Source organism: Mycobacterium sp. NGS64 (genome assembly GCF_059812245.1).
In genome coordinates, this window is sequence record NZ_JCALCI010000003.1 from 446,941 (window position 1) to 473,074 (window position 26,134).

23 protein-coding genes are annotated in these 26,134 nt (G+C 70.2%); 5 read left to right on the plus strand and 18 right to left on the minus strand.

The genetic code is table 11. From position 1 onward, the window contains the following. Positions 1–23: 23 nt before the first annotated feature. The 3 genes from AC5Y4S_RS15990 (at position 24) to AC5Y4S_RS16000 (ending at position 4,695) form a co-directional block, all read left to right on the plus strand. Positions 24–1,454, plus strand: a complete 1,431-nt coding sequence (locus AC5Y4S_RS15990; RefSeq protein ID WP_500033678.1) for a PE family protein — start codon at positions 24–26, stop codon at positions 1,452–1,454. 212 nt (positions 1,455–1,666) lie between these two features. Further along, positions 1,667–3,070, plus strand: coding sequence for a PE family protein (locus AC5Y4S_RS15995; protein WP_500033679.1), 1,404 nt, complete (start codon positions 1,667–1,669; stop codon positions 3,068–3,070). A 182-nt stretch (positions 3,071–3,252) separates the two neighbouring features. Continuing rightward, positions 3,253–4,695 carry a PE family protein gene (locus tag AC5Y4S_RS16000; RefSeq protein WP_500033680.1) on the plus strand — a complete coding sequence of 481 codons (1,443 nt, stop codon included), beginning with the start codon at positions 3,253–3,255 and terminating at the stop codon, positions 4,693–4,695. Between the two features lie 17 nt (positions 4,696–4,712). Here the strand turns inward: AC5Y4S_RS16000 and AC5Y4S_RS16005 are convergent, their stop codons facing one another. The 3 genes from AC5Y4S_RS16005 to AC5Y4S_RS16015 all read right to left on the minus strand — a co-directional run bounded on the left by AC5Y4S_RS16005 (position 4,713) and on the right by AC5Y4S_RS16015 (position 7,111). Beyond that, positions 4,713–5,009, minus strand: a complete 297-nt coding sequence (locus AC5Y4S_RS16005) for a hypothetical protein (protein WP_068106239.1) — start codon at positions 5,007–5,009, stop codon at positions 4,713–4,715. Beyond that, positions 5,006–6,505, minus strand: a complete 1,500-nt coding sequence (locus AC5Y4S_RS16010) for a class I adenylate-forming enzyme family protein (RefSeq protein ID WP_500033681.1) — start codon at positions 6,503–6,505, stop codon at positions 5,006–5,008. Before AC5Y4S_RS16010 ends, AC5Y4S_RS16005 begins: the two co-directional genes overlap by 4 nt. A 66-nt stretch (positions 6,506–6,571) precedes the next feature. Then, positions 6,572–7,111 (minus strand): methyltransferase family protein, encoded by a 540-nt coding sequence (locus AC5Y4S_RS16015; protein ID WP_500033682.1) that lies wholly within the window; start codon positions 7,109–7,111, stop codon positions 6,572–6,574. 103 nt (positions 7,112–7,214) lie between these two features. On the opposite strand from AC5Y4S_RS16015, the gene AC5Y4S_RS16020 reads away from it, so the two are divergent. Then, positions 7,215–7,805, plus strand: a complete 591-nt coding sequence (locus AC5Y4S_RS16020; protein WP_500033683.1) for a TetR/AcrR family transcriptional regulator — start codon at positions 7,215–7,217, stop codon at positions 7,803–7,805. Here the strand turns inward: AC5Y4S_RS16020 and AC5Y4S_RS16025 are convergent. The 10 genes from AC5Y4S_RS16025 to AC5Y4S_RS16070 form a co-directional block, all read right to left on the minus strand. After that, positions 7,802–8,584 (minus strand): crotonase/enoyl-CoA hydratase family protein, encoded by a 783-nt coding sequence (locus AC5Y4S_RS16025; protein WP_500033684.1) that lies wholly within the window; start codon positions 8,582–8,584, stop codon positions 7,802–7,804. The two genes, AC5Y4S_RS16020 and AC5Y4S_RS16025, sit on opposite strands and share 4 nt — an antisense overlap. Positions 8,585–8,693: 109 nt before the next feature. Then, the gene (locus AC5Y4S_RS16030) at positions 8,694–10,103 is read right to left on the minus strand and encodes a WS/DGAT/MGAT family O-acyltransferase (protein WP_500033685.1); all 1,410 of its coding nucleotides are present in this window, start codon (positions 10,101–10,103) and stop codon (positions 8,694–8,696) included. Between the two features lie 44 nt (positions 10,104–10,147). Next, positions 10,148–11,353: an alpha/beta hydrolase fold domain-containing protein gene (locus AC5Y4S_RS16035; protein WP_500033686.1), complete on the minus strand. Its 1,206-nt coding sequence runs from the start codon at positions 11,351–11,353 to the stop codon at positions 10,148–10,150. 109 nt (positions 11,354–11,462) lie between these two features. After that, on the minus strand, positions 11,463–11,960 hold the full coding sequence (locus AC5Y4S_RS16040; protein WP_500033687.1) for a hypothetical protein: 498 nt from the start codon (positions 11,958–11,960) through the stop codon (positions 11,463–11,465). Between the two features lies 1 nt (position 11,961). After that, positions 11,962–13,251, minus strand: coding sequence for a molybdopterin-dependent oxidoreductase (locus AC5Y4S_RS16045; RefSeq protein ID WP_500033688.1), 1,290 nt, complete (start codon positions 13,249–13,251; stop codon positions 11,962–11,964). After that, a complete protein-coding gene (locus tag AC5Y4S_RS16050) occupies positions 13,248–13,901 on the minus strand; it encodes a class I SAM-dependent methyltransferase (RefSeq protein WP_500033689.1) in 654 nt (217 codons plus the stop codon). Before AC5Y4S_RS16050 ends, AC5Y4S_RS16045 begins: the two co-directional genes overlap by 4 nt. A 236-nt stretch (positions 13,902–14,137) precedes the next feature. Continuing rightward, positions 14,138–14,497 (minus strand): Rieske (2Fe-2S) protein, encoded by a 360-nt coding sequence (locus AC5Y4S_RS16055; RefSeq protein ID WP_500033690.1) that lies wholly within the window; start codon positions 14,495–14,497, stop codon positions 14,138–14,140. Then, a complete protein-coding gene (gene nirB, locus AC5Y4S_RS16060; RefSeq protein WP_500033691.1) occupies positions 14,494–17,013 on the minus strand; it encodes a nitrite reductase large subunit NirB in 2,520 nt (839 codons plus the stop codon). Before nirB ends, AC5Y4S_RS16055 begins: the two co-directional genes overlap by 4 nt. 18 nt (positions 17,014–17,031) lie before the next feature. Then, the gene (locus tag AC5Y4S_RS16065; RefSeq protein ID WP_067160846.1) at positions 17,032–17,385 is read right to left on the minus strand and encodes a molybdopterin oxidoreductase; all 354 of its coding nucleotides are present in this window, start codon (positions 17,383–17,385) and stop codon (positions 17,032–17,034) included. After that, positions 17,382–19,496, minus strand: coding sequence for a molybdopterin oxidoreductase family protein (locus AC5Y4S_RS16070; RefSeq protein WP_500033692.1), 2,115 nt, complete (start codon positions 19,494–19,496; stop codon positions 17,382–17,384). The genes AC5Y4S_RS16065 and AC5Y4S_RS16070 overlap by 4 nt, the downstream gene beginning before the upstream one ends. 204 nt (positions 19,497–19,700) lie before the next feature. Between AC5Y4S_RS16070 and AC5Y4S_RS16075 the strand changes: the two genes are divergently transcribed. Then, positions 19,701–20,603 (plus strand): alpha/beta hydrolase, encoded by a 903-nt coding sequence (locus AC5Y4S_RS16075; protein WP_500033693.1) that lies wholly within the window; start codon positions 19,701–19,703, stop codon positions 20,601–20,603. A 7-nt stretch (positions 20,604–20,610) separates the two neighbouring features. Here AC5Y4S_RS16075 and AC5Y4S_RS16080 read toward each other — a convergent pair whose 3' ends face one another. The 5 genes from AC5Y4S_RS16080 to AC5Y4S_RS16100 form a co-directional block, all read right to left on the minus strand. Beyond that, positions 20,611–21,915, minus strand: coding sequence for an amidohydrolase family protein (locus tag AC5Y4S_RS16080; protein WP_500033694.1), 1,305 nt, complete (start codon positions 21,913–21,915; stop codon positions 20,611–20,613). After that, complete coding sequence (locus AC5Y4S_RS16085) at positions 21,909–23,102, minus strand: CoA transferase (protein ID WP_500033695.1); 1,194 nt, start codon at positions 23,100–23,102, stop codon at positions 21,909–21,911. The genes AC5Y4S_RS16080 and AC5Y4S_RS16085 overlap by 7 nt, the downstream gene beginning before the upstream one ends. A 12-nt stretch (positions 23,103–23,114) precedes the next feature. Continuing rightward, complete coding sequence (locus AC5Y4S_RS16090; RefSeq protein WP_500033696.1) at positions 23,115–24,488, minus strand: phenylacetate--CoA ligase family protein; 1,374 nt, start codon at positions 24,486–24,488, stop codon at positions 23,115–23,117. Beyond that, positions 24,485–25,030 (minus strand): TetR/AcrR family transcriptional regulator, encoded by a 546-nt coding sequence (locus tag AC5Y4S_RS16095; protein ID WP_500033697.1) that lies wholly within the window; start codon positions 25,028–25,030, stop codon positions 24,485–24,487. The genes AC5Y4S_RS16090 and AC5Y4S_RS16095 overlap by 4 nt, the downstream gene beginning before the upstream one ends. A gap of 103 nt (positions 25,031–25,133) precedes the next feature. After that, positions 25,134–26,129 carry a MaoC family dehydratase gene (locus AC5Y4S_RS16100; protein WP_500033698.1) on the minus strand — a complete coding sequence of 332 codons (996 nt, stop codon included), beginning with the start codon at positions 26,127–26,129 and terminating at the stop codon, positions 25,134–25,136. Positions 26,130–26,134: the final 5 nt, after the last annotated feature.

Sequence of the window (26,134 nt, forward strand, 5' to 3'; positions counted from 1 at the left end):
GGGGCGTTGCCGGAGGTGCGGAAATGTCTTTCCTGTTCACGGTGCCCGACGTCGTTTCAACGGCCGCCACGGATTTGGCGGGTATCGGATCCACGCTCCACCAGGCCAACTCGGCCGCGGCAGCCCAAACCACCCAGATGCTGGCGGCGGGCGAGGACGAGGTCTCGGCGGCCGTGGCCGCATTCTTCGGTGCGCACGCCCAGGAATACCTGGCCGTCAGCGCCCAGGCGGCGACCTATCACCAGCAATTCGTCCAGGCCCTGAACGCCGGCGCGAGCGCGTACGCGAGCGCCGAGGCGGCCAATGCCGCGGCCACGGCCAACCCGTGGCAGGTCGTGCAGCAAGACATCCTGAACGCGATCAACACACCGACCGAACTCCTGCTCCAGCGACCGCTGATCGGCAACGGGACCAACGGCGCGGATGGCACCGGCCAGAACGGCGGGGCCGGCGGCATCCTGTGGGGCAACGGCGGCAATGGCGGATCCGGCGCAGCCGGCAAGAACGGCGGCGCCGGCGGTGCTGCAGGGCTGTTCGGCAGCGGCGGCGCCGGCGGGGCGGGCGGCCTGAGCACCACCGCCGGCACCCACGCCGGTAACGGCGGCGCCGGCGGCGCCGGCGGGCTGCTGTGGGGCAACGGCGGGCCGGGCGGCACGGGTGGCGCCTACAACGCCGCCAACCTATTCAACGGGGCGGGCAGCGGCGGCGCGGGCGGCGACGCGATCGGGTTGTTCGGTCACGGCGGCGCGGGCGGCACGGGCGGCGCGGCGTCTGCAGTCAACCAGACGTCCGGGAACGGCGGCCACGGCGGCCACGGCGGCGTGGTGCACGGCAACGGCGGGGCCGGCGGAAACGCCGGCAGCGGCGCCGGCGCGTTTGGCTCCCTCATCGGCGCCGGGGGCGACGGCGGCAACGGGGGTTTCCTTAGCGGCGACGGCGGGGCTGGCGGCGCTGGCCAGGGCCTGCCCGCCGGCAACGGCGGTAACGCCGGCCTGATCGGCAACGGCGGGGCCGGCGGCGTCGGCGCATTCACCGGCGATGGCGGCAACGGCGGAAACGGCGGCGCCCTATTGGGCAACGGCGGCGACGGCGGCGACGGGGGGCAGGCCACCGCCGCGGGCTTCGGCGGCAAGGGCGGCGCCGGTGGCAACGCGATCGGGCTGTTCGGGAGCGGCGGGGACGGCGGCAACGGCGGCCAGGCCACCAATGCCGCATTCAACGGCGGCCAGGGTGGCCGCGGCGGCAACAGCGCCGTGTTCGGCAACGGCGGCGACGGCGGCAACGGAGGGGCCAGCCCCAACAAGGCTTACGGTGGCGACGGCGGAAACGCCCAGCTCGTCGGCAACGGCGGCGCGGGCGGCAACAGCGCCGGCGCCGGCGGGATTCCCGGGGCGGGCGGTACAGGCGGGCTGCTGCTCGGCGTTCCCGGGCCCGACGGGATAGCTGGGCCGTAAACGGTCAGTCGCTGGCGGCAACGGCTTGGGCTCCTGACCTGAAGGCCGGTCCGCGAGGCCCGTGTATCTATCGAGCAATGTGCGGGAGTTTGCTCCGACTCCACCACGCGCGCTGGATGACGGCGTTACGATTCGATCGTTACCGCACAGCTCGACGATCCTCGGGCAGCCGGCTGACGTCGACGAGCTGACGCAGCGGTGGGAGGCGCGGAATGTCTTACGTGTTGGCAGTACCGGACGAATTATCAGCCGCCGCAAGAAGTTTGGCGAATATCGGCGCGGCGGTCAGCGAGGCCAACACGGCCGCGGCGGCCCAAACGACGGACCTGCTGGCGGCGGGCGCCGACGAGGTGTCGGCGGCGGTGGCGGCGGTGTTCGGGTCGAACGCCTTGAACTATCAGGCCCTCAGCGCCCGAGCATCCGCATTTCACCAGCAATTCGTGCAGGCCGTGAAGGCGGCCGTCGACGCGTATGCCGGCGCGGAAGCGGCCAACGCCGCCGCCACGGCCAACCCGTGGCAGGTTCTGCAGCAGGACCTGCTCAACGCGATCAACACGCCCACCGAACTGCTGCTGCAGCGCCCGCTGATCGGCAACGGCGCCGATGGTGCGCCCAACACCGGCCAAAACGGCCAAGCGGGCGGCCTGCTGTGGGGCAATGGCGGCAACGGCGGGACCGGAGCGCCAAATCAAGCCGGCGGCAACGGCGGGGCCGCCGGGCTGATCGGCAACGGAGGAAACGGCGGCGCGGCCGGCACTGGAAACGCCGCCGGCGGCGCCGGCGGCACCGGAGGATTCCTGTTCGGCAACGGCGGCGCCGGCGGCCAAGGCGGACTGTGGCGAACCGCGGCACCTGCCATCGCCGGCACCGGCGGCGCCGGTGGCGACGCGATCGGACTGTTCGGCCACGGCGGCGCCGGCGGTGCCGGCGGCTCGACAGCTGTTGCCACGGCTACCGGGGGTGCGGGCGGAAACGGCGGCCACGGCGGCCTCTTGCACGGCGCCGGCGGTGCGGGTGGCGCCGCCGGATTAGGCCCCACAGGCAATGTCGGGGGCAGCGGCGGGGCCGGTGGCCTGCTCAGCGGCAGTGGCGGCGCCGGCGGCGCCGGCAGCGGCGCCCAGCCCGGCGGCAACGGCGGGAATGCCGGGCTGATCGGCAACGGCGGCGCCGGTGGGACAGGAGGCTCGACCGGCGGCGGAACCGGTGGCGGCGGCGGACTCGGTGGGGCACTGTTCGGCGACGGCGGCCGTGGCGGGGACGGCGGACAATCCACCAACGGCAACGGCGGCACCGGCGGCGCCGGCGGCAACGCCATCGGGTTGGTGGGCAATGGCGGCGACGCCGGCGTCGGCGGCGCCGGCGCGCAGTCCGGCGCCGGCGGCCGCGGCGGCAATGCTGCTGCGCTGATCGGCAACGGCGGCAACGGCGGGAGCGCCGGGGGCGCTGACTTCGATGTCGCGGGGGACCGATCCATAGGTGGAGACGGCGGCAATGCCGGGCTGATCGGCAACGGCGGCCGAGGCGGCAATGCCTACTTCGCCGACGGCATTGTCGGGCAAGGCGGCGCCGGCGGATTGCTGCTCGGGGTGCCCGGACCGAACGGGCAGCTTCCCTAGCCGAAGATCGGTCGCTGGTTGGCAGCGGCTTCTCAGCCTGCCGGCGGCGGGTTCAGAACTCGCGCCAATACTGGCGCTTGAGTATGGTTTTGCCGTAGTTTCGGTACTAGTTGGTTGCTAACGGGCGCAGCAGCAACGTTTCCGGTTTGAACGTACGCGGGACCGATATAAGAGGTTCGGATATGTCTTTCCTCATCGCACAACCCGACCTGATGGCGGCGGCCGCAACGGATTTGGCGGGCATTGGTTCGACGATCAGTGAGGCGAATGCGGCTGCGTCCGGGCCCACCACGCAGATACTCGCCGCCGGGGCCGACGAGGTGTCAGCGGCGCTGGCAGCCGTCTTCGGTGCCCACGCCCAAGGGTTTCAGGCCCTCAGCGCCCAGGCGGCGGCGTTTCATCAGCAGTTCGTGCAGGCCCTGAACACCGGTGCGGCGGCCTATGCCAGCACCGAGATCGCCAATGCCGCGGCCACCGCGAATCCGTGGCAGGTGTTGCAGCAAGACGTACTCAACGCGATCAACACCCCCACCGAACTTCTCCTGCAGCGCCCGCTGATCGGCGACGGAACCAACGGCTTGCCGGGCACCGGCCAACCCGGCGGGGCCGGCGGCATCCTGTGGGGCAACGGTGGCAACGGCGGATCCGGCGCGGCTAACCAAGCCGGCGGCAACGGCGGTCCCGCCGGACTGTTCGGCAACGGTGGCATGGGCGGAGCTGGGGGCTCGAGTACCACCGCTGGCGTGAATGGAGGCGCCGGGGGCGCAGGCGGCACCGGCGGCCTGTTGATCGGCAGCGGCGGCGCGGGCGGCGTCGGGGGGGCCTACCTGGTCAGCGCCGTAGATGGTCTCGGCGGCACTGGGGGCGCCGGGGGCGACGCGATCGGATTGATCGGCAACGGCGGCGCCGGCGGTACCGGAGGATTAGGTTTGCTGCCCTTGGGCGCCACGTCACAAGCCAGCGGAGGTGCGGGCGGTAGCGGTGGCCACGGGGGCATCCTCCACGGAGACGGTGGAACGGGCGGCAGTGCCGGAGACGGCTCCGCCGGCAATGTCGGCGGCAACGGAGGATCGGGCGGACTGCTGACGGGAAATGGCGGTGCGGGCGGCGCGGGCACGGGTTCGTTTGCCGGCGGCAACGGGGGCAATGCGGGGCTGATCGGCAATGGCGGCCATGGGGGGAACGGCACAGGTCAGGCCATCGCAGCCATTGGCAAAGCGGGCGCCGGCGGGGCCGGTGGCAACGGCGGAATCCTCATCGGCAACGGCGGGCACGGGGGCCAGGGCGCTGCGAATGTGCTGGGATCCGGTGGTGCCGGAGGCGCGGGCGGCAACGCGATAGGGCTGGTCGGCAGCGGCGGGGACGGCGGTCAAGCAGGCTTTGGGGTGATAGGTAACGGTACCGGCGGTCACGGAGGCAACGGCGCGGTGCTGGTTGGCGCCGGCGGGAACGGCGGGAGTGCCGGGAACGGCACCGCTAACGGTAACGGCGGTGATGGCGGCAACGCCGCCATTCTCATCGGCAACGGAGGTACCGGCGGCAACAAGACCGGTCCGATCGGCACCGTGGGCAAGGGCGGCAGCGGGGGAATCTTGCTCGGTGTGCCTGGGGCCGACGGGCTTTAGACGCTCGGCGGGCTTCTCTAGTCGCTGGCCGGCAGCGGCTTGACCTCCTTGAGCTGCAGGGCGGTCGCACCGATGCTCAGGCTGCCGGCGCCGGGCTTGGTCACCAGCACTTCGGCGCCGGTCTCGTCGACGTAGCGCTTGCCCATCACGGTGCCGTCGGAGAACGCGGGGTCGAGCTCGCCGGAGCGCTCGCCGCCGATCGGCACCATCGGCGCGCCACCGCAGCGCAGGTCGTCGAGGCTATCGGCGCTGCGGACGACGATGACCTGGGTGTCGCACACCTGGCTGGCGAGGCGGGTTCCGTTTTTGATCATTTCGGCGTTCCTAATGTTCGGAGATTTTCGACGATTTCGCGGCGCAGGACTTTGCCGGTGGGTGTGGTCGGCAGCTCGTCGCGAAACACTACCCGGTCGGGCGTTCGCGACCCCCGCAAACTCTTGCGGACATGCTCGCGCAGCTCCTCGGGGTCGGGATCGATGCCGGCGACCGGCACCACGACGGCCACGATCGCCTGGCCCCACTGCGGGTCCTCGACACCGACCACGGCGACGTCGCGGACGTGGGCGTGCTCGATGAGCACCTCCTCCAGCTCGGCGGGTGCGATGTTCTCACCGCCGCGGATGATGGTGTCGTCGCTGCGCCCGCTGATGAAGAGGTAGCCGTCCTCGTCGAGCAGGGCGACGTCGCGGGTCGGGAACCAGCCGTCCTCGTCGAGCACCGAACCGATCCCGGTGTAGCGCCCTGACACCTGCTCGCCGCGCACGAACAGCTCGCCGCTTTCGCCGGGCGGCAGCACCGAGCCGTCCTCGCCGCGGATCTGCAGCTCGATGCCGGGCACCGGCCGGCCGACCGACCCCAGCCGCTTGGCGACGTGGTCGGCCGACGCGGCGTGCGCCTCGCGGTGGTCGTCGGGACCCAGCACCGCGATCGTCGAGCTCGTCTCGGTCAGCCCGTAGGCATTCACAAAGCCCACGTGTGGCAACAGCTCCAGCGCCCGGCGCACCAGCGGCAGGCCCACCTTGGATCCGCCGTAGGCCAAGCTGCGCAGCGACGGCAGCTCGTGCCCGCCGCCCTCGAGAACGGTGACGATGCGGTCCAACATGGTGGGCACCACGGTCGCGGTGGTCACCTTCTCGGCGTCGATCAGCCGCACCCATTCGTCGGCGTCGAAGTTGGGTAGGTAGACCATCTTTCGGCCGGCATACAGGTTCGACAGCGCGGCGCTGACCCCGGCGATGTGATAGGGCGGCACGCAGATCAGCGCGGCGTCGGCGGGTTCGGCGGACTCGAACTCGACCGTCCCGGTGACGTAACTGGTCAGGTTGTTGTGCGAGAGCTCGACGGCCTTGGGCGCCGACGTGGTGCCCGACGTGAACAGCACGATCGCCACCGACTCCGGGTCGGCGAACTCCGCCGCCGGCTCGGCCTCCCGTGCGGCCGCCAGGAAATCGTCGGACGACATCACCCGCCCCGACGAGTCCCCGATCATGTCGCGGTAGCGGTCGTCGACGATCACCAGCGGGTCGGGTAGCCGCTCAATGAGCGCCCGGATGCCCTCGGCGGAGAGCCGGTAATTGAGCGGCGTGAAGGCCAACCCGGCACGAGCGGCCGCAAAGATCAGCACCGGCAGCATCGCGCCGCCGACGCCCACGTAGGCCACGTGCTTGGCGCCCGACGCCGCGACGACGCCGGCACCGCCGTCGGCGAGATCGCTGAGCTGCTGCGTCGTCAGCCGCAGATCACCGGAGACGACGGCCGTGCGTTCCGGGTTGCTCGACGCAGCCATCTCCAGCAGCAACGAAATGCTCATCCTCGATCCTTCGTGGATCCCCGCCCTTTACAAATCTAGCGCACAGTGTAAGCCATCTAACTATTGCTACCGGTTCGGGTCCCAGGCGGAGATCCGGGGGATCCAGCGCGGAACGTGGCGTCGGTAGGTGACATACTCGTCGCCGTAGCGCCCGACGAGGTGGGGCTCCTCCCAGAACCGAATGGCCGTCGCCTGGAACGCGAAGAAGATGGCGAACCAAGCCAGCAACGCACCGGAACCGGTAATGGCCGCCTCCCCCAGCAGGATGCAGAGCACGCCGGTGATCATCGGGTTGCGCACATGACGGTAGGGCCCGCGCACCACCAAATGGACCGGCTCCCCCATCACCGGCCCGAGCCCCAGGGTCCCCTCGCCGACCCGGTCGAACAGCACGTTGGTCCAGACCATCAGGGCAAGGCCGGCGGCGATCAGCAAGCAGCCGACCGCGACCAGCGCCGCCGTCGGCACGGCACCGGAGTGCCCCGCCCGCAGGCCGGCCGGAAACACGATCAACGCCGGGACGACGATCGTCACCGTCACCGGAAAAAGCAGGACCGACATCAGGTGTCGCCACCAGAGCCGTCGTTCGCGCGTGTTCGTCGCCATCGCCTTCTCCTCTCCCGATGCTTACTTCAACCATCGTTGAACAAACTCAGGCTACGCGCGCGGTCGCCCATAGGTCAACACCTGTTGAAGTATGCTGTCGCGCATGGCGGAAGCGCGGCGCGCGGGCCGGTGGCGGACCGGTCAACAGAGCAGGCAGCGCATCGTCGACGCGGCGCGCGAACGTTTCATGCGCGACGGGTACGACAAGGCCACGGTCCGCGCGATCGCCGCCGACGCCGGCGTGGATGTCGCGATGGTCTACTACTTCTTCGACAGCAAGGAGGGGCTGTTCACCGCGTCGGCGCTGACCGGGCCCGAGCACCCGCTGCACCAGCTGGCCACGCTGCTCGACGAAGGCACCGAGCAGATCGGCCCGCGGCTGGTGCGCCGCTTTTTCGAGCACTGGGAGGAAGGCGCGGTCTTCGAGCCCTTCATGACGCTGTGGCGTTCGGCGGCCATCCACCCGCAGGCGCGAAAGGTGTTGCACGACAGCCTCGCCGGGCCGATCGCCAAGCGGGTCGCGACCGAATTCGGGGTTGCCGACGCCGAGCTACGCGTCGAGCTGGTGGCCAGCCACCTGGCCGGGCTGGCGTTCGCGCGCTACCAGCTCAAGATCGAGCCGCTTGCCTCGACCAGCGTCGACGACCTGGTCAGCTGGCTGGGGCCGACGGTGCAGCGGTACCTGACCGATTAGGTGCCGGTCCAGCGCGCCGGGCGCTTTTCCGCGAACGCGATCGCGCCCTCCTTGGCGTCGTTGGACACGAACACCGGGCCCAGGATCTTGTTCTGTTCCTCCCAGCGGGACTCCGGGGTCCAGCCGCGGGACTCGACGATGATGCGCTTGGTGGCGGCCACCGCGAGCGGGCCGTTGGCGGCGATCTTCTCGGCCAGCTCGATGGCGGCGTCCAGCGCCTTGCCCGGTTCGGCCAGCACGTTGACCATCCCCAGCTCGTGGGCGCGCTCGGCGGAAAGGTTGTCACCGGTCAGCGCCAGCTCCATCGCGATGGCCGACGGGATGCGCTCGGGCAGCCGCAGGAGCCCGCCCCCGCCGGCGACCAGCCCCCGCTTGACCTCGGGGATGCCGAACGCCGAGTCCCGCGAGGCCACGATCAGGTCGGTGGCCAGCGCCAGCTCGGTGCCGCCGGCCAGCGCGTAGCCTTCCACCGCGGCGATGAGCGGCTTGACAGGCGGGCGCTCGGTGAAGCCCATGCCGCGACCCTCGACGATGGGCACCTCGCCCCGCGCGAAGGCCTTGAGGTCCATTCCCGCGCAGAACGAGCCGCCCGCGCCGGTCACGATTCCCACCGACAGGCCGGTGTCGCCGTCGAGCCGATCCACGGCGCCGGCCAGGCCCCGGGCGACCGCGGCGTTGACCGCGTTCTTGGCCTTCGGCCGGTTGATGGTGATGATCAGGATCCGATCCCGCTGTTCGACGAGGACTTCGGGTTCTTCAGTGCTGGCCTCTTCGCTCACGTTGCCGCACAGCTCCTTCGGGTCGGGGTGGCTGCTTATCCGAGAAGATCGTAGCGGTCGGCGGAAATGGCATTGGCACCAGTCGAGAGTCTCGTTACCGGGGCGGTCCTCAGGCCGGAGCCATGGCCGCCTCGACGACCGTCAGCTCCTCGGAAAGGCCTGCGGCCCTTCGTATTTCGATGAAATCGGCGACCATGGCCTCGGTCACCTCGTGCGGGTCTTTGAGGGTGGCCCCGTCGGAGAGCACCGAGATGTTGAGCTGGTCGACGTAGCTCCACACGGTGATGTTGAGGCCGCTGCCGGCGGTCAGCGGCCCCACCGAATAGATCTCGGTGACCAGCGCGCCGCCCACCCGGCCGCGCTCCCGCGGGCCGGGCACGTTGGAGATGTTGAGGTTGAGGATCTTGTTGTGCCCGTCGCGGCCGGAGGCCCACCGGAAGAAGGCCTGGGTGGGCGCGGGCGGCATGTAGGCCGCCCACCGGCTGACCAGCTCGGGCCCCATCAGCTGGTTGCTCTCCTTGGCGGCGATGGCGTTCTCGTGGGTGCACTGAACCCGCTCCAGCGGGTCGTCGGAGTCGGTCGGCAGGCCGACCAGCACGCCGGTGAACCGATTGCCGGAGATGCGGTCGGGCGAGAAGTCGAAGCTCATCGGCACCGATGCGAGCAGGGGCATGGCCTGGCCGTCATAGCGCAGTTGCAGGGTGCGCAGCGCGCCGGTCGCCATGGCGAGCACCATGTCGTTGATAGTCGCGCCGAGCCGCTTGCCGGTCTCCTTCACGTCGGCCAGCGCCAGCGTGGCGGTGGCGAACCTGCGCTCCGCGGTGATCTTGTGGTTGATGAAGGTCGGCGGTGGCTCGAACGGCCGGGTCAGCTCCGGGGACAGCTTGCGTGAGCTGCGGCGGACCCGGCCCAGCCCCTCGGCGGTGTAGCGGATGGTCGCGGGGATTCGCCCGAGGTGGCGCAGGTGGTCCGCGAACGCCGAACTCATCAACTGCCGCGGGGTGGGGGCCGGGTCGGACTTGTACGGACGACCCTCGGGCGCCGGCTGGATGTCCATGCCGCGGGCCAGCAGGTTCGCCGAGGCGACGCCGTCGGCGAGCGCGTGGTGGATCTTGCCGACCACCGCGATCCGGTTGTTGGCCAGGCCCTCGATGAAGTACATCTCCCACAGCGGGCGGCTGCGGTCGAGCGGCGTGCTGGCGATCCGCCCGATCGCCTCGTCCAATTCGCGACGGCCGCCCGGGGCGGGCAGCCGCCACGGCCGGACGTGGTAGTCGAGGTCCACCTCGCAGTTCTCCCGCCACATCGGGTGGTGGAACTTGAACGGGATCTCGACGAGCTGATAACAGAACGGCTCGAGCTTGTTCAGCCGGCCGGCGAGCACCTGGCGAAAGGCCTCGATGTCGAAGTCGCGCCGGTCCGGAGCCAGCTCGATCACCGCGGCTTTGATGGTGTGCATGTGCACGTTCGGCGTCTCGCTGTAGAGCAATACCGCGTCCCAGCCGCTGAGCCTTTTCACCGCTGCCCCTTACCCATAGGGGGACATTACCCAGCGGCGGGAGCTTAGATAACCTCTTTGGCGCCGATCTTGATTTTGGTGCGGTAGACCTGGTTGAGGAACAGCGAAGCGGCGTGGGCCGCGGCGCCGGCCCGCTCCCCGTCGATGAGGTCGTACCCGTGGCCCGCGCCGGGCAGTTCCAGGTAGCCGACCATCGAATGCGACACGGCGCGCAGCCGCTCGACGAAGCTGCGCGCCTGCTCGACCGGGATGACGCTGTCCTTGCTGCCGTGAATCACGAGGAATGGCGGCGCATTTCGATGCACCCGCGCGATCGGCGACGCGTCCCGGAACACCTCGGGGTAACGGGCGATCGACTTCTTGACGACCACCCGCTCGAGGAAGTCGACGAACCGCACCCGCTCGGGGGTGGAACGGTCCTCCCAGTCATAGCGGCCGTAGATGCCGACGACGGCGTCCACCGAACTGTCGGCGCCCTCGGGCAGCGCCGCCTGATGCGCCGGGTCGTCGGGGGTCAGTCCCGCCAGCGCGGACAGGTGGCCGCCGGCCGAACAGCCCGCCACCGCAACGAAATTGCGATCGCCGCCGAACTTGTCGACATTGGCGCGCGCCCACGCGATGGCGGTCTTGACGTCGGTGATGTGGCGTGGCCACCGGTGGTGCGGCGCGACGCGGTAGTCGATCGCCAGGCACACCCAGCCCTGCTCGGCGAGCCGGGACATCAGCGCCGAGCCCTGGCCCATGGCCTTGCCGTGCACCCAGGCGCCGCCGGGCACGAAGATCAGCACCGGCGCGGGTTGCGCGGGTAGGTCCTTGCGCCGCCAGACCTCGAGCACCTGCGCCGGATGGTCGCCGTAGTGGACGCCGCGGCGGTAGAGGTAGCGGCGCCGGCGCATCGCGTCCCAGATCGGTGGGGTCCGCTCGGCGACGGGCCAGGCCAGGTCGAGGTCCGCGGCGGATACGACGCCCCGGAGGGCGGCGACGGAGACCTCACGGATGCTCTGCGGGTCGGCGGGCCGCGCGTCTTTGGCGTGGGGCGCCAGCCAATCCTTGGTCATCGCGGACAGGGCTTGCGGCGCGTGGCGCGCGCCCCAGACGCTCATCGCGGTCAGTGCGCCCAGCGGCTCCAGCCGCTTTCCGACGACCGGCAGCGACGCGCTGGCCACGCTCAGGGCCAGCATGTAGTCGGCGGGGCCGGCCCGCAGCAACCACTTCACACAAGGTGTCATGCGGGGTGCCCTCGCAGTCATGTAACGGACTGTACCCCCGGGCGGACGGCTGAAACTGACGTTTCCGTTAGACGGCGCGGCCCGGGCGGCGCACAGTTTGCTGCCGACACAGTTTGCCCTTTAATAACAGCTATTTAACTTTGCCAGTGACGCGCCGACGTGCCACCGCGAGTCGCGTTGCATACCAAATCGCGCTCACCGCGAACATCGCGGCCGTGAGCAGCAGCCACCTGCCCAAAAACGGCTGCTGGGTCTGCCCGGTGGCAGCCCGGTAGGTCGGGGCGCCCTGCTCGATGATGCCCGGCAGGAAGATCAGCAGCGTCAGCCCGGCCCCCAGAGCGGGGATCCGAATGTGGTTGCGGGCGCTGACGTTTGGCTGCCGCGGCGCTCGCGCGAACAGCGCCCGGTCGGCGAGCGCATAGAGCGGGAACAGCAACAGGTCGTGGGCGATCACGGCGGCCGCCAACCAGACGGCGATCGACTGCCACCACTTCCCGGAATTCCACAGCGTCGCCGGGTTGAAGGTGGCGAGGACGTAGCCGAGCAGCGCGAAACCCGAAAGCATCGTCAGCAGGTGCAGGGGGCCGGATCCGTAGGTCGCCCCGAAACGTCGCGAGAATCCGGACATCTCAGCTCGGCTCGAACTCGATGGAGGCCACCCATTTGGTGTTGTGCACTCCCGGCAGCGCCGGCACGATGATCCGCGCCGGGTAGCCGTGATCCAGTGACAGGTCGGCGCCGTTGACCCGCAGCGCCAGCAGGGCGTCGGGGTCGCGAACCTGGTTGGGCTGCAACGTCGCCGCGCCGAATGCGCCGCCCCGTTGCAGCGACGTCACCCGCGCCGAGCGCGCGACGGGCACCCCGACGATTCGGGCCAGCTCGGCCAGCCGGACCCCGCTCCACGTTTGCACCGTCGACCAGCCCTCGACGCATGCGATCGGCAGCCGCGCGGTGTGTTGCGCCATCCTGGCCAGCGCGTCCCGGTCCAGCACCACCACCGAGGCCCCGCTGCGCAGGACCAATCGCCAACTCGCGCCGACGCTTTCGGGCGAGATGCCGGCGGCGACGGCGGTCTTGTTGATCGGGAAGTCGTTGCCCCGACCGCGCGGCACCAGTAGGGCGGCGCCGCGGGAGGCCCCGCCGAGGGTCTGACCGGCCGTCAGCACGCCGACGAGCGCCACCCCGGAGCCGACCAGCGCCAGCGCGCCGCGACGGCTCATCGTCGGTTCGGCCGGGTCGGCCGCCACCAGGCCGTCGGGATCGAGCGCTTCGGGGCGGGTGTCGCTTCGGTTGGTGCGCAACACTTCTCGCAGCGACAGCGACCGCAACCCGGTGATCAAGCGCGGGATCTTGAGCGTGATGTGCATCAGGAACCCGGCGATGAAGACCCACGCCCCGAAGTAGTGGGCGTCGTAGAAGCTGAACCCGAAGAGGTAGTCGTACTGGATGTTCAGCACGCCGGTGCCGATCTCGAACAACACCCCGCCGACCAGCATCAGCAACGACAACCGTTCCAGCACTTGGGCTATCGAGCGGGCCGGCGGCCAGACGAACAGCCGCGGGATCACCGACCACAGCTTGGCCAGCACCACCGGGATGATCAGCAGCCCCAGCCCCACGTGCAGGCCCTGGGTTAGCCGGTACAACCACGACGGCCGCGTGGGCCAGTCGAATAATGGCAGGCGCAGCCAGCCGACGTCGGCGGGGATCGCCTGACCAAGCCGCGGCCCGTAGGCGATGTAGGACAGCAGCCCGGTGAGGATGACGATTGGCAGGGCGATCAGCAGCACCAGCCCGAACACCGACGTCAGCCACGGGCCGCGCAGCGGGCTCCGGAAGCGTCCGATCTGCCGCACCCCTGGCGGCGGATGCCGGTCGAGCGCGCGCCACAGCCCGGCGGGAAAGCCGTAGTCGCTCATAGGGCGGCCAGGTTCGCGATGACCCGGCCGCTGATCAGCCGGACGCCGGTCAGCGTCAGGCCGACCTGCGCGGCCAGCGTGGCGGCGCTGTCGACACCGACCGTCGCCCACCGGAACCAGGGGCCCACGTCACTATCGGTCTCCAGGCGAACCCAGCGTGGGCGGACCCCGACGGCGCCGGGCTCGAACTCGGCCACGCAGCGCCCGCCGCGGCCGAGCAACTCGGCGGCACGCGCCAGGATCCGTCGCGGGTCGCCGCCCAGGCCGACGTTGCCGTCGACGAGCAAAACCGTCTGCCAGCAACCCGTTCCGGGCAGCGGCGCGAACACGTCGCCCAGCAACGCGGGCGCACCGCCGCGTCCCGCCAGACGGATCGCCGTCGCGGACCGATCGATGCCGAGCGCGGGTATCCCCCGCCGGATGAGTTTGGCCACCAACCGCCCCGGCCCGCATCCCAGCTCGATCGTTGGTCCGGTGCACATCTGCGTCACCGCCTCGTCGAAGACGTCGTCGAAGGCGTCGCGCGGCGCGGCGCCGGGACATCGCTCACCCAGCCATCGGTGCGCCGGCAGCAGGCGAACCTCGCCGTCCTCGTGCCGGACCCAACACCTCTCGCCACCGAGCGCCCGATCGTAAAGATGCCCCAGCATGTCACGCCTCTCGCATCGTCGCGACCGGGCGGCCCGGACGCGCCTCGGCCCCGGCGGGGAATGTTTCTTCGGATACGCCAGCGTTTCGATCAACCGGATCGATACCCCGATCCGCACCCGGCTAACCGCGCGCGCACGGGGCCGCGCCATCGACCGGGCCCAATGGTTCACGCGGGTTATTCGGCGCCGAGGACCCGTCGGATGGGTGCCGAATCTAGAGTCGTGCACCCGGCGCGCTACGAGCGGGCGAGCGAGCCGTTGCACTCCGGTCGCTGGGCGGGGACGCCGTCCATGCGCAGGTGGATGGTTCCGGCGTCGTCGGCGCGCACGGGATACGCCGTGACCCCCGCGCCGCCGTTGCCGACCTCCTCCCCCGTGGCGAGGTCGTAGGTGAAGCCGTGCAAGGGGCAGATGACGACCCGGGCGTCGCTGAGCCCGTCGGCCAGCGGACCGCCGCGGTGCGGGCACACGGCGTCGATCGCCCGCAGCGAGCCGTCGCGCAGGCGAAAGACGGCGATCTGGCGGCCCTCCACTGCGTAGGCGCGGCCCCCGCCCACCGGGATGTCGTCCACGTCGCCCAAGCTCACCTCGGTCATCGCACCGGCACCTGCGGCAGCGGGATCAGCGGGAGGGACGACCGGAACTGGTTGGGCGCGGGAGAGTTTCGGCTCTCGTCCCATGGGTCACGGTAGGAATCGACCGATTTCTGCATGCGTGCGTCGAGGCCGGCGCCGATCCCGTCGCTGTCCTCGACCACCACCTGCCGGATCCGTTCGATGCCCACCCGCGGCACGAACGTGTACGTGCGCTCGAGCCAGCCCGCGTTCTCCCGGTAGTACTGCAGGAACCGGCCGGTGAGCGCGATGACCTCTTCCGGGGTGTCCACGGTCGCCAGCAGGTCGCCCTTGCGGACGTGCGCGCCGGCGGCCCCGCCGACGTAGATCTGCCATTGGCCGCCGTCGATGGCGACGACGCCCAGGTCCTTGCACAGCGCCTCGGCGCAGTTGCGCGGGCACCCGGTCACCGCCAACTTCATCTTCGCCGGACTGGGGATGCCCTGGAACCGCTCCTCGATCGCGATCCCCAATGCCGTCGAGTCACCCAGGCCATAGCGGCAGAAGTCGCTTCCCACACAGGTTTTCACGGTCCGGAAGCTCTTGCCGTACGCGTACCCCGACGGCATCCCGAGGTCGGCCCACACCGACGGCAGGTCCTCCTTGCGCACCCCGAGCAGATCGATGCGTTGGCCGCCGGTGAGCTTGATCATCGGGATCCGATACTTGTCTGCCACGTCGGCGATCTTGCGCAACTGCTCGGAGCTCGTCACGCCGCCCTTGAGCTGCGGCACCACCGAAAAGGTGCCATCGCGTTGGATGTTGGCGTGCACGCGGTCGTTGATGAACCGGCCGTCGTGTTCGTCGACGAACTCGTCGCCCCACATCATGTGCAGCAGCGACGCCAGCGCCATCTTGGAGCCGGCGTCCTCACGACCCTCCGGCGCCAGCGCGGCGAACACCGAGGCCACCGAGTGCAGCTCGAGTTCGCGGATCTTGTTCATCAGCTCCGGCTTTTCATAGGGGATGCCCGGCACGTACCAATTGGCCTCCGCGCCTTGGGAAACCGTGACCCCGGTTTCCGAGGCCGCCCACTCGACGACCTGGGCGACCAGGCCCTTGCACGACCCGCAGCCCTTGCCCGCGCGGGTCGCCGACATGACGCCTTCGACCGAGGCCTGGCCGTCCTTGACGCAGCGTACGATCGCGGCCTTGCTCACCCCATTGCAGTTGCACACCTGGGCATCGTCCGCCAATTCCGCGGCGCCCGTGGCCGCGTCCGGTGTGCCGAGGTCGAACATCAGCGAGACCCGCTCGGGCGGCAGCGGAAGCCGGCGGTCGAAGGCCTGCATCAGGAACGCCACCTTGCTGACGTCGCCGACCAGCGTGGCGCCGATCAGCTTGTCGTCGCGCACCACCACGGTCTTGTACACCCCGCGCCTGGGTTCGGAGTACTGGACGAATTCGTCGTCGTCGCGTTCGGGCGTCTTCACCCCCATCGCCGCCACGTCGACGCCGGCGACCTTCAGCTTGGTGGCGGTGCGTGAACCGTGGTATGCCGCATTGGGATTGGTGCCGGTCAGGTGGTCGGCCAGCACGCCGGCCTGTTCCCACAGCGGCGCGACGAGGCCGTAGACCTGCCCGCGGTGCTGCGCGCACTCGCCCACGACGTAGATGTCGTCGTCGTCGATCGAGCGCATGTGGTCGTCGACGACGATGGCGCGTTCGACGGTCAGGCCGGCCCGCATGGCCAGCCCGACGTTGGGCCGGATGCCGGCGGCCATCACCAGCATGTCGCACGGCAGCGTGCTGCCGTCGTCGAATTCGATGGCCGACGGCAGGCCGCCCTCGGTCAGCATCCTTAACGTCCGCTTGCCGGTGTGCACCTCGATGCCCAGCGCCTCCACCAGGCGCCGCAGGATGGCGCTGCCCTGATCGTCGAGCTGGGCGTTCATCAACGCGGGCCCGCCCTGCACGACGCCGACCCGCAGCCCCCGGTTCTGCAGGCCCCGCGCGGCCTCCAGGCCGAGCAGCCCACCGCCGATAACCGCTGCCCTGCTTCGCCCTTCGGCGAACCGGATCATCGCGCGGCAATCGTCGATCGTCCGGAACCCGAACACGCCCGGCGCCAGCGTCTTGTTGTCTTGCCAGATGCCTTCGACCGGCGGAAAGAACGCCCGGCTGCCGGTGGCCAGGAGCAGCTTGTCGTAGCGCACCGTCGTGCCGTCGTCGGCGTGCACCAGGTGCGCGAACGGATCGATGCGCACCACCCGCACCCCGGCTCGCAGGTCGATGTTGTTCTCGGCGTACCAGTCCAGCGGGTTGAGGTAGATCTCCCCGGCGTCATCGGAACCGGCTAACACGTTGGACAACAGGATCCGGTTGTAGTTGCCGTAGGGCTCGTCCCCGAACACGGTGATGGCGAAGCGCTCTGCGCCGCCGCGCGCGAGGATCTCCTCCAGCGCACGCGCGCCGGCCATGCCATTGCCGACCACCACCAGGCTGGCCAGGGCGGCCGGGCGGTGGCCGTTGGTTTCGGGCTGGGCCAGTGTCGTCATGACTCCCCCTGTCGCGCTCTAGATTTCGACGAGGCCGATGTCGACGAAGACGGTGCCGCTCAGCCCGTCGGGCGCCGCGACGAACACCTCGACGACGGTATCGACGATCAGGTCTTCGACGACCCGAAGCGGCACGTGCACGGCGTCCTTGGCGCCGATGGGGAAGTACCGCATCGGCGCGCCGTCGCGCATCAGCACGATGGTCACCAGCTCGTCGGTGCTGTTGCCGCCGCGGAAGTAGACCGGCTGGGTGATCGCCCCGGCCGGCACGACGTAGCGCAGCGACGCGTCCAGCAGGGACGGCGACTCATACCCCTTGCCGTCGAAGGTGAACGCTCCCTGCAGGAATCGAGGGGTGCTGCCATCACTCATGTCTCATCTCCTTCCGGTGTATCGGATACTTCGGCGTTGGACACCGAGACCGCGCAGACTTTGAACGAGGGCATCCGCGAATGCGGGTCGAGCGCCGGGTTGGTCAGCCGGTTGATGCCCGCCGCGCCGCCCCAGTGGAAGGGCGCGAACACGGTGTCCGGGCGAATGCCGTCGTTTAGCCGCGCCGTCATCACGACCTCGCCCCGGCGCGTCGTCAGCCGCACCTTGCCGCCGGTGGCGATGCCGACCCGGCTGCCCAATGTCGGGTGTATTTCGACCACCGGCTCGGGCTCGGCCTCGGCAAGCTGTGCGACCCTGCGGGTTTGGGTCCCAGATTGGTACTGACTCAGTACGCGGCCGGTGGTGAGGTAGTACGGGAATTCGGCGTCCGGGAGTTCGGCGGCGCCGCGTTGCTCGACGGGATGGAAGCGGGCCCGGCGATCGGGCGTCGGGAAGTCCTCGACGAACAGCCGCGGGGTGTCGGGGTACAGCGGCGACGGGCAGGGCCAGAACACGCCGTTGTCGGAGGCGATCCGTTCGTAGCTGATCCCCCGGTAGTCGGCCTTTCCGCCCTGGCTCGCGCGAGTCAGCTCTTCGAAGACCTCCCGGGGCTCGGCCGAGAACCCGTGTACCCCTAAGCGCTTCGCCAGATCGGCCATCACGTCGAGGTCGCTGCGCGCCTCGTCGGGCGGCGTCAGAGCCGCGCGACGCAGGATCACCCGGCCCTCCAGGTTGGTCATGGTCCCCGACTCTTCGGCCCACTGCGTCGTGGGTAACACCACGTCGGCCAGCGCCGCGGTCTCGGACAGGAAGATGTCGGACACCACCAGGAAGTCGAGCTTCCTCAGTCTCTCGGCAACATGCAGCGAGTTCGGCGCCGAGACAACGATGTTGGAGGCCATCACCCACATCGCGCGCACCCCGGCCGGAGCGCCGATACCGCTGAGCATCTCGTAGGCCGACTGCCCGGACGACGGCAGGTCGGCCGGGTTGACGCCCCACACCCGCGCGACGTGGGCGCGCGCGACGGCGTCGTCGAGCCGGCGGTAGCCGGGCAACTGGTCACATTTTTGCCCGTGTTCCCGGCCGCCTTGGCCATTGCCCTGGCCCGTGATCGTCGCGAATCCGCTGTACGGGCGGCCCGGCAATCCCAGCGCCAGGGCGAGGTTGATGAAAGCCTGCACCGTGTCGGTGCCCGAGCTGTGTTGCTCGGCCCCACGCGCGGTCAGGATCATCGCCCGATCGGCCCCGGCCAGCATCCGCGCCGCTGCCACGATGTCGTTTTCGGGCACGCCGGTGATCCGTTCCGCCCGATCGGGCCAGTACAGTCGCACCGCGCGGCGCACCGCCTCGAATCCGGTTGTCCGCTCGGCGACATATTCGTGGTCGATAAGCCCTTCGCGGGCAATGACATTGAGTATGCCGTTGGCCAGGGCCAGGTCGGTTCCGGGGACGGGCTGCAGGTGAAGATCGGCGCGAGCGGCGGTGGCGGTGCGGCGCGGGTCGACGACGATGTGCTTGGCGCCGCGGGCGCGGCCCGCATCGAAATATTGCATCGCCGGGGGCATCGTTTCGGCGGGGTTACCGCCGACGAGGAGGATGACATCGGCACCGGCGATATCGGCGAGCGGGAAGGGTAACCCACGGTCGATGCCGAACGACCGGTTCGACGCCGCCGCCGCCGAGGACATGCAGAACCGACCGTTGTAGTCGATCGCCGAGGTGCGCAGCGCGACCCGCGCGAACTTGCCGAGCTGGTAGGCCTTTTCGTTTGTCAGGCCACCGCCGCCGAAACATCCGACCGCGTCGGGGCCGTAATCCCGTTGCGTCTTCTGGAAGGCCGCGACGATCCGTTCCAGTGCCTCGTTCCAGGTCGCCTCGCGCAGTGGGGCACCCCGCTCGTCGCGAACCAGCGGTCGCCTCAGCCGTTCCGGGTGACCGAGCAGCTCGGCCGCGGTCCAGCCTTTCGCGCACAATCCGCCGCGATTGGTCGGGAAGTCGCCTTGTGGCGCGAGCACGGGCGGCTTAGCGGGTCCCCCGGACGCGTCGAGCGTGATCCCGCACTGCAACGAACAGTACGGGCAATGAGTTTTCGTCGGCGCCGGCGCCATCGGCGATCACCGCTTAGCTGGTGAGCCGGCATGGATTCGGCCGGCTCGGCTGGATGTACCTCCCATGTCGCCTCCCGATCGGCCCCTACAGTCCCGAAATTACGTCGCGTGTGTTTCGGAGGTATTTCCCTGGATTGTCCGGACGACTACCGCGCCCTCACGGCCCCGGTGCGCCGCTCCGGTCGCTTCGGTGATACTGGGCCGGTGCGGAACGACGACGTTCACCCCGACCTGCGCCGCATCGCGCGCCTCGCCCCGCGGCATCTGATCGGTCCCCGCAGCCTGCCGATCATGCGGGCCCTCGGCAGGCTGAGTGAGCGCCGGCGCAAACCCGGCCCGTCCGACGTCGAGGTGATCAACCTGGGCTCCGGCGCCGGCATCCGGCTCTTCCGGGTTGGCGGCCTGACCGAGCCGGGGCCGGCGCTGCTATGGATCCACGGGGGAGGCTACGTGATCGGCACCGCCCAACAGGACGACGCGCAGTGCCGCCGGTTCAGTTCGCGCCTGGGCATAACCGTCGCGTCGGCGGACTATCGCCTGGCGCCCGAGCACCCATATCCCGCGCCGCTCGAGGACTGCTATGCCGCGCTGGCCTGGCTGGCCAACCTGCCGGCGGTGGATCCCAACCGGGTGGCGATCGCCGGTGTCAGCGCCGGCGGCGGCCTGGCGGCGGCGCTTGCGCTGCTGGCCCGGGACCGCGGCGAGGTGCGCCCCGTCTTCCAGCTGCTGGTGTACCCGATGCTGGACGATCGGAGTTCGGCGACTGCCGCCAGCCCGAACCACCGGCTGTGGAGCACCCGCAGCAACCGCTTCGGCTGGACGGCGTACCTCGGCGACGCCGACCCACGCGTCGCGGTGCCGGGGCGCCGCGACGACCTGGCCGGGTTGCCCCCGGCGTGGATCGGGGTGGGGACGCACGACCTGTTCCACGACGAGGATTTGGCCTACGCCCGACGCCTGGCCGACGCGGGGGTGCCCTGCCACGTCGAGGTGGTTCCGGGCGCCTTCCACGGCTTCGACGCGGTGGCCTGGAAAGCCCCGGTGTCGCAGCGGTTCTTCGAGAGCCAGTGCGAAAGCTTGCGCGCCGCGCTGGTCCCGGCGGCCTGAGCGCCGGTCACATGGCGAAGTAGACCAGCTCGCCGCCGATGACGGTGGCCGCGACCATGCCGGCGTCCAGCTCGGCCAGCGCCGTCGCGGGCGGCTCGGTCAGCACGCAAAGATCGCCCGGCTGACCGGCTTCGATCGACCGCGGCCGGCCCGGGCGATCGGGTCGCCCCAGAAACATCGTCAAAGCGGTTAGCGCCGATACACATTCGTTCCCGTTGAGGACGGCGCCGCTGGGTGTGGTGCGGTACACCGCGGCCCGCATCGCCGTCCAGGGGTCCCCGTGGCCGAAGGGCATGTCGGTGGACAGCGCCACCGGCACTGCCGCGTCGAGCAGGGACGCCACCCGCCACAACTGGGGATGCTCGGCGGCGGGGACGTCAGCGAGGTACTGATCGCCGCGCTCGGCGACGAAGTTGGGCTGGGTGACGACGGTTACGCCGAGGTCGGCCAGGTCGGCCAGGCTGTCGTCCGGCACCACCGCGGCATGCTCGATGCGATCCTGCGAATGGCTACCGGCCGCGCGCAGGGCCGCGATCGTGACCACCAGTTGGGCCGCCGTGACGCAATGGACGGCGACCGGATGGCCCTCGCCGTGCCGGTCGGCGATCCAGGCCGTCAGGGCGTCCAGGTCCAGGCGGTCGTCGTGCAGGATCTTCTTGCCCGGCGCCAAAAAGCTGGGCCGTGGCCGGAACTCGCCGCGGCGGTGCGCCACCAACAGCGCGACCATGTCGTCTGCGCCCAGGTCGGGGGTGGCGTCGGTGACCCCGGTGACACCGGTCGCGGTGATCCGGCGGCTGAGTTCGGCCAGGTCGGTTTCGCGCTGCTGCAGAGCGTCCGACCAGCCGCGGTCCGCGCTGCGCAGGCGGCCGTCGGGGTGGTCGGGCAGGCCGACCCGGCCCAGCGCCTCGGAGTTCAGGATCCACAGCGCCCCGCTACGGTGCTGGATGCGCACCGGAACGTTGCGCACGACGGCGTCGAGGGCCGTGCGGTCCAGCTCGCCGGCGACGGACTCGTGATAGCCCACGGCGCGAATCCACCCGTCCGGACCCGGTGTCGCGTTCGAAAGCAGTTGGGTCAGCTGGGCTTTGGTGCTGACCCCGGGCGGCCCGACGAAGAACGAATCCAGCGCCGACGCAGCCGAGCGCAGGTGCACATGGTGATCGTGCAGCCCGGGCAGGATGGTCCCGCCGCCGGCATACAGCACGCCCTCCCCCTGGCCGGCGACGAGGCCGTCCCCCACCTCCTGGATCTGCGCGCCGACGCGGATGTCGACCGTTCTGCCGTCCAGCAGCGTGGCACGGTGAATCAGCATGACGGGCAACGCCTTTCGGCGACCATCCGACGGACGGCGACGTTGTCGGCGCCCAGCTCGGCGGCCGCGCCGCGCACCGCCGGCGCCCGCGGTGGCGGCGCCAGGTACGGTGCGGCCGACTCCTCGGTCGGTAACGCCGCATGGGTGGCGGCGACCGCGGCCATCGACACGTGGATCAACTCCCCGCCGCCCCGGCCCAGCGATTCGAGCACCGCGAGGGCCGCCTCCAGCCCGGTCAGCGGGTCGGCGATGGCGTCGCCGCAGAACACCGGCCCATGGGAACCCGGGCCGGCGCTACCCACCAGGCCGCCGGCCACCGCGGCGTCGTCGCCGAACGCCGGCCGGGTGTCGTCATATCCACTGATGCTCAACCAGATTCGGCCCGTTCGCGGGGCGACGTCGTGCGGCCCGAGCCCCCGCCGCGCCAGCGCCGGGGGCCGCGAACCCTCGATCACGATGTCGGCGACGGCGAGCAATTCGCGCAGCTCGTCTGCCTGCTCGTCGAAATCGACACAGTAGGAAAGCTTTTCACCGTTCATCCAGTCGTAGAAGGCGCGGTCACCGCCGCGGGTGCCGTCCGGGCGGCGCGGGCTTTCGACCTTGACGACGGTGGCGCCGCCGCGCGCCAGCAGCTGCCCGCACAGCGGTCCCGCCCACATCGAGGACAGATCGACCACCAGTAGGCCCGCCAACTCACGCGGATGCGACCGGAAGCCCAGGTGCAGCACCCGCGGCGACGCGGCGGCGGCCTCACCCAGCGCGGCCGCGGGAATGTCGAGCAGCCCCGCCCGTGCGACGACCGCGGACGCCGGACGCGTTGCGGCCCAGCGCTGCAGCGCCGGCCACGGATCGGCCGCCTGGGTCTCCAGTAGCGCGGGGACGGCGGCGACGTCGTCGGGACGCGACAGCGTGATCGCGCACCACCCGTCGGCCGTCGGCAGCAACCGGGTGGCGCCGCCCGCCGACACCCGGCCGCGGCGGGTCAACCCGAGCAGGGCGGCCCGCCCGGCCAGCAGCGCGGCCGGGTCGATGGGGACGCCCGTTCGGCGACGGATGGCCGTGGCCACCTCCTCGGCGCGGGCCAGCACGTTCGCGCGGGAGAAGTCGGGCGGCCCGTCGGGCAGACCGGTCAGGCTGGCCAGCCCGCTGCTGCCCCAGCTGGCCGATAGTGAACTCACGCACCCCATTGTGCGCGTGGGTCACAGGGGAACAAACCTCCGAAATTTACCGCTGGTGGCGTTTCGGTCGAGTTGGTCGACGGCCCGCGCCGTGACATGCGGTTCGCTGAGGCCAGCATCGGTCAGCGCGCACGTCAGCCGCGACGCGAAAGCGTCGACGGCAAAATCGCTTGTCGCAACCGCGGATACGTCGATTCCGTGGGGCGTTTGGGCGACCTGGTAGTCGATGATCTGAGGGGTTGCGACCACCACCGACCGAATCACGATCGGGTGGACGGCAGTCCCATTCGGGTAATGAAAGATTTCGTCGTTGCGGCCCTGCACGCGGGCGCGCAGATGGCCGTGGCCCGGCGCATCGGCCACGCGAACGAACGTGTCGTTGAGCTCGTAGCGGACCAACGGTTGAGTCAGGTTGAACAGGTTTGTGACCAGTACCTTAGCCGCGGGGATGCCAGTCGGGACGGGCCGGTTCTCGGCGTCGACGAGTTCGACGATGCACATGTCGCTGTTGAATGCGAAGGTGTCGTCGTCTGGGCCCGTCTTCCCGAACAGACCCTCGGTGGACCCGAAGCCGTCGAAGACGGGGGCGTCGAAGGCCGATCTGATAGCGGACCGCATCTCCGGAAGCAGCGTCTCGCTGGTCGAGGAGACCTGGCTGGGGCGAATTTTCAAGCGGCCGACGCGAGCTTCCACGGCCAGCCGCGCGAGCATGGAGGCGTAACCGGCCAGAATCGTAGGCCGAATCCCATTGAGTTCCTCCACGATTGCGGGCAGCGGGCGGGTCGCGGGGACGAGGTAGAAGCGACCGAACAAACTTTCGCCGGCCGACAACGCCGTCGCCAATCCTGTGGCGTGAATCGCCGATGGCGCCGCCACCATCGCCCCGATGTCATCGCGCTGCGGTGGGCGCGACACCGATCCGGGGGCTGGCGGCCGCAGCACCGCAAAGGCGAACGAGGTGAGGGCCTCGCGGTCGAGCACGAAAAGGCCTCGCGCGCCCGAGCAACCGCCGGAGGCCAGCGCAACGTATCCGTCCCGCAGCGGGACCGGCTCAGCGCGGGTGCGGCTCAACGCGGATTCCACGTCTGCGCGGCGCAGCCGGCGGTCGGTGAAGACGTCGTCGAGGTCGGCCATCATGTCGGCCTTGGTCATCGTCGGTAGCGCCGACATATCACGGGGATCGACCGAGTCGAGGTTGAGGCCGCGTAGCCGACGAGCGTGGAAACCGGAGTGTTCGACAGCATGGGCCAGCAGCCTGGTCAAGCCGCGGCGTTGCTCGGACAGGATCTGGTCCTCGTTCCACGTTAGGCGCTCGAAATGCGCTGCGGCACCGCCTAATATGCTCTCCTGTACACTACAGCGCAGCTCATCCCACGTGGACACGGTGGTCGTCATCGCGTGAATCCCAAAGCGGGCAGCAGTAACTCGGTGATTTGATGTTCTGGAATTGCGGACGGATTCGCGCTGCGCTCCAGCGCGAGTCCCGTCGCAGTCGCGAAGATCAATTCGGCCAACGACCGGGTGGGAATGGTCGGGCGCAGGTCGGCGGCCCCATACACCTGCGCCAGCACGGCCGCGAGGTTATCGACCGCGCGGGCATGCACCTCCGAGTAGCGATGGTTGAGGTCTGGGTTGCGGGCGGCATGCGCCCGGAACTCCGTCAACACGAACTGCCACCCCGGCTCGGATTCGTCGTCGACGTTGCCCGCGCGTAGCAACGCCCGGAATGCCTCGAGGCCGCCGAGGCCCGCCACCGCGCGCCGATTATTCGCCGCACGTTGCTCGACCCGTTGCTCGAGTAGAGCGAAGAACAGGTCGGGCTTGCTTCCGAATTGGGAGTAGACGACGCCCTTAGAGAAGCCGGCTTCGTCCGCGATGGCTTCCAGACTGGCACCTGCATAGCCACGCTCGATGAAGACCCGCTGCGCCGCCGCCAAGACGCGTCCTCGATTCTGTTCGACCTGCTCTACGCGGCGAAGGCGGGTGGCCATGAGTGCGATTAAATACCGTTGGTATTCAGATGTCAACGGTATTTGGAACTCAGAAATGCAGCGCGTCGAACCGCCAGTCCAGCACTGGCCGGTCGGGCTCGCCCACCGCGTAGACCACCGATCGCAGCCCCAAGACCCCGCCACGCTCGGTTGGACGGGCGGTCTCGACGTGCAGTTCGCTGTACAGAGTGTCGCCCTCGTGCACCGGACCGGTGTGATCGCAGGACTGCCAGCCCAGGACCGTCGCCAAATTGGGCAGCAGCCTGCTGGCCTGCGCGAGGGCCAGCCCGATGGTGTGGCCGCCGTACACCAGCCGCTGCCCGCCGACCCGCGAATCGTGGTGTGTGGCAGCGATGTTCAGGGTGAGCCGGGCGAGCTCGGGCGCGCCGCTGACCACGTCGCCGGTGCTGCGCAGCACCGTGCCCGCCAGGCCGGGGTCGAAATGCGGGCCCGGCACCTTGTTTCGGAAGACGTCGGCATCCCAGTGCGCGGTCGGGTCGTGGGCCGGGCCGGGCACGTCGGCGCCGACGGCCGACAGATCGTCGGCGGGCGCGTTCTCGGGATTCCAGCCCGGGCTGGCCGGGAGCATGCCGCACCGGTAGAAGTCGAGGACCAGCCGGTCGGCCTGGTCGATCGTGATCATCCGCAGCGCCGCCATCCCGGTCGGCGCCCGGCCAGGCTTTGGTGAATTGGCGCGCAGCCCAACCACTTCGGTGCGGGTGTAGATGGTGTCGCCGACGACGGGGAACCGGTGAAACACCAGCCCGCGATAGAACAGGTTGGCCTTGACCCGCTGGGTGGCCAGCGTCGACTGGCCGATCGCGACGTCGCAGACCAGCGCCGGGTGCGCCAGCGGTCCCGGCACGCCGGTCACTGCGGTGCTCAGCACCGCATCGCAGGCCAGGCGCAACCGGTCCCCCACGATCGCCTGATGCGCGGCGGCCATCCCCGCCGAGAGCGTCATCGCCGGCGCCCAGTCGAAGACCTGGCCGACCGAGAGATCGTCGAAGTAGGGGCCGCCCTCCCGCACCTGCGCATAAGTCACGGGGC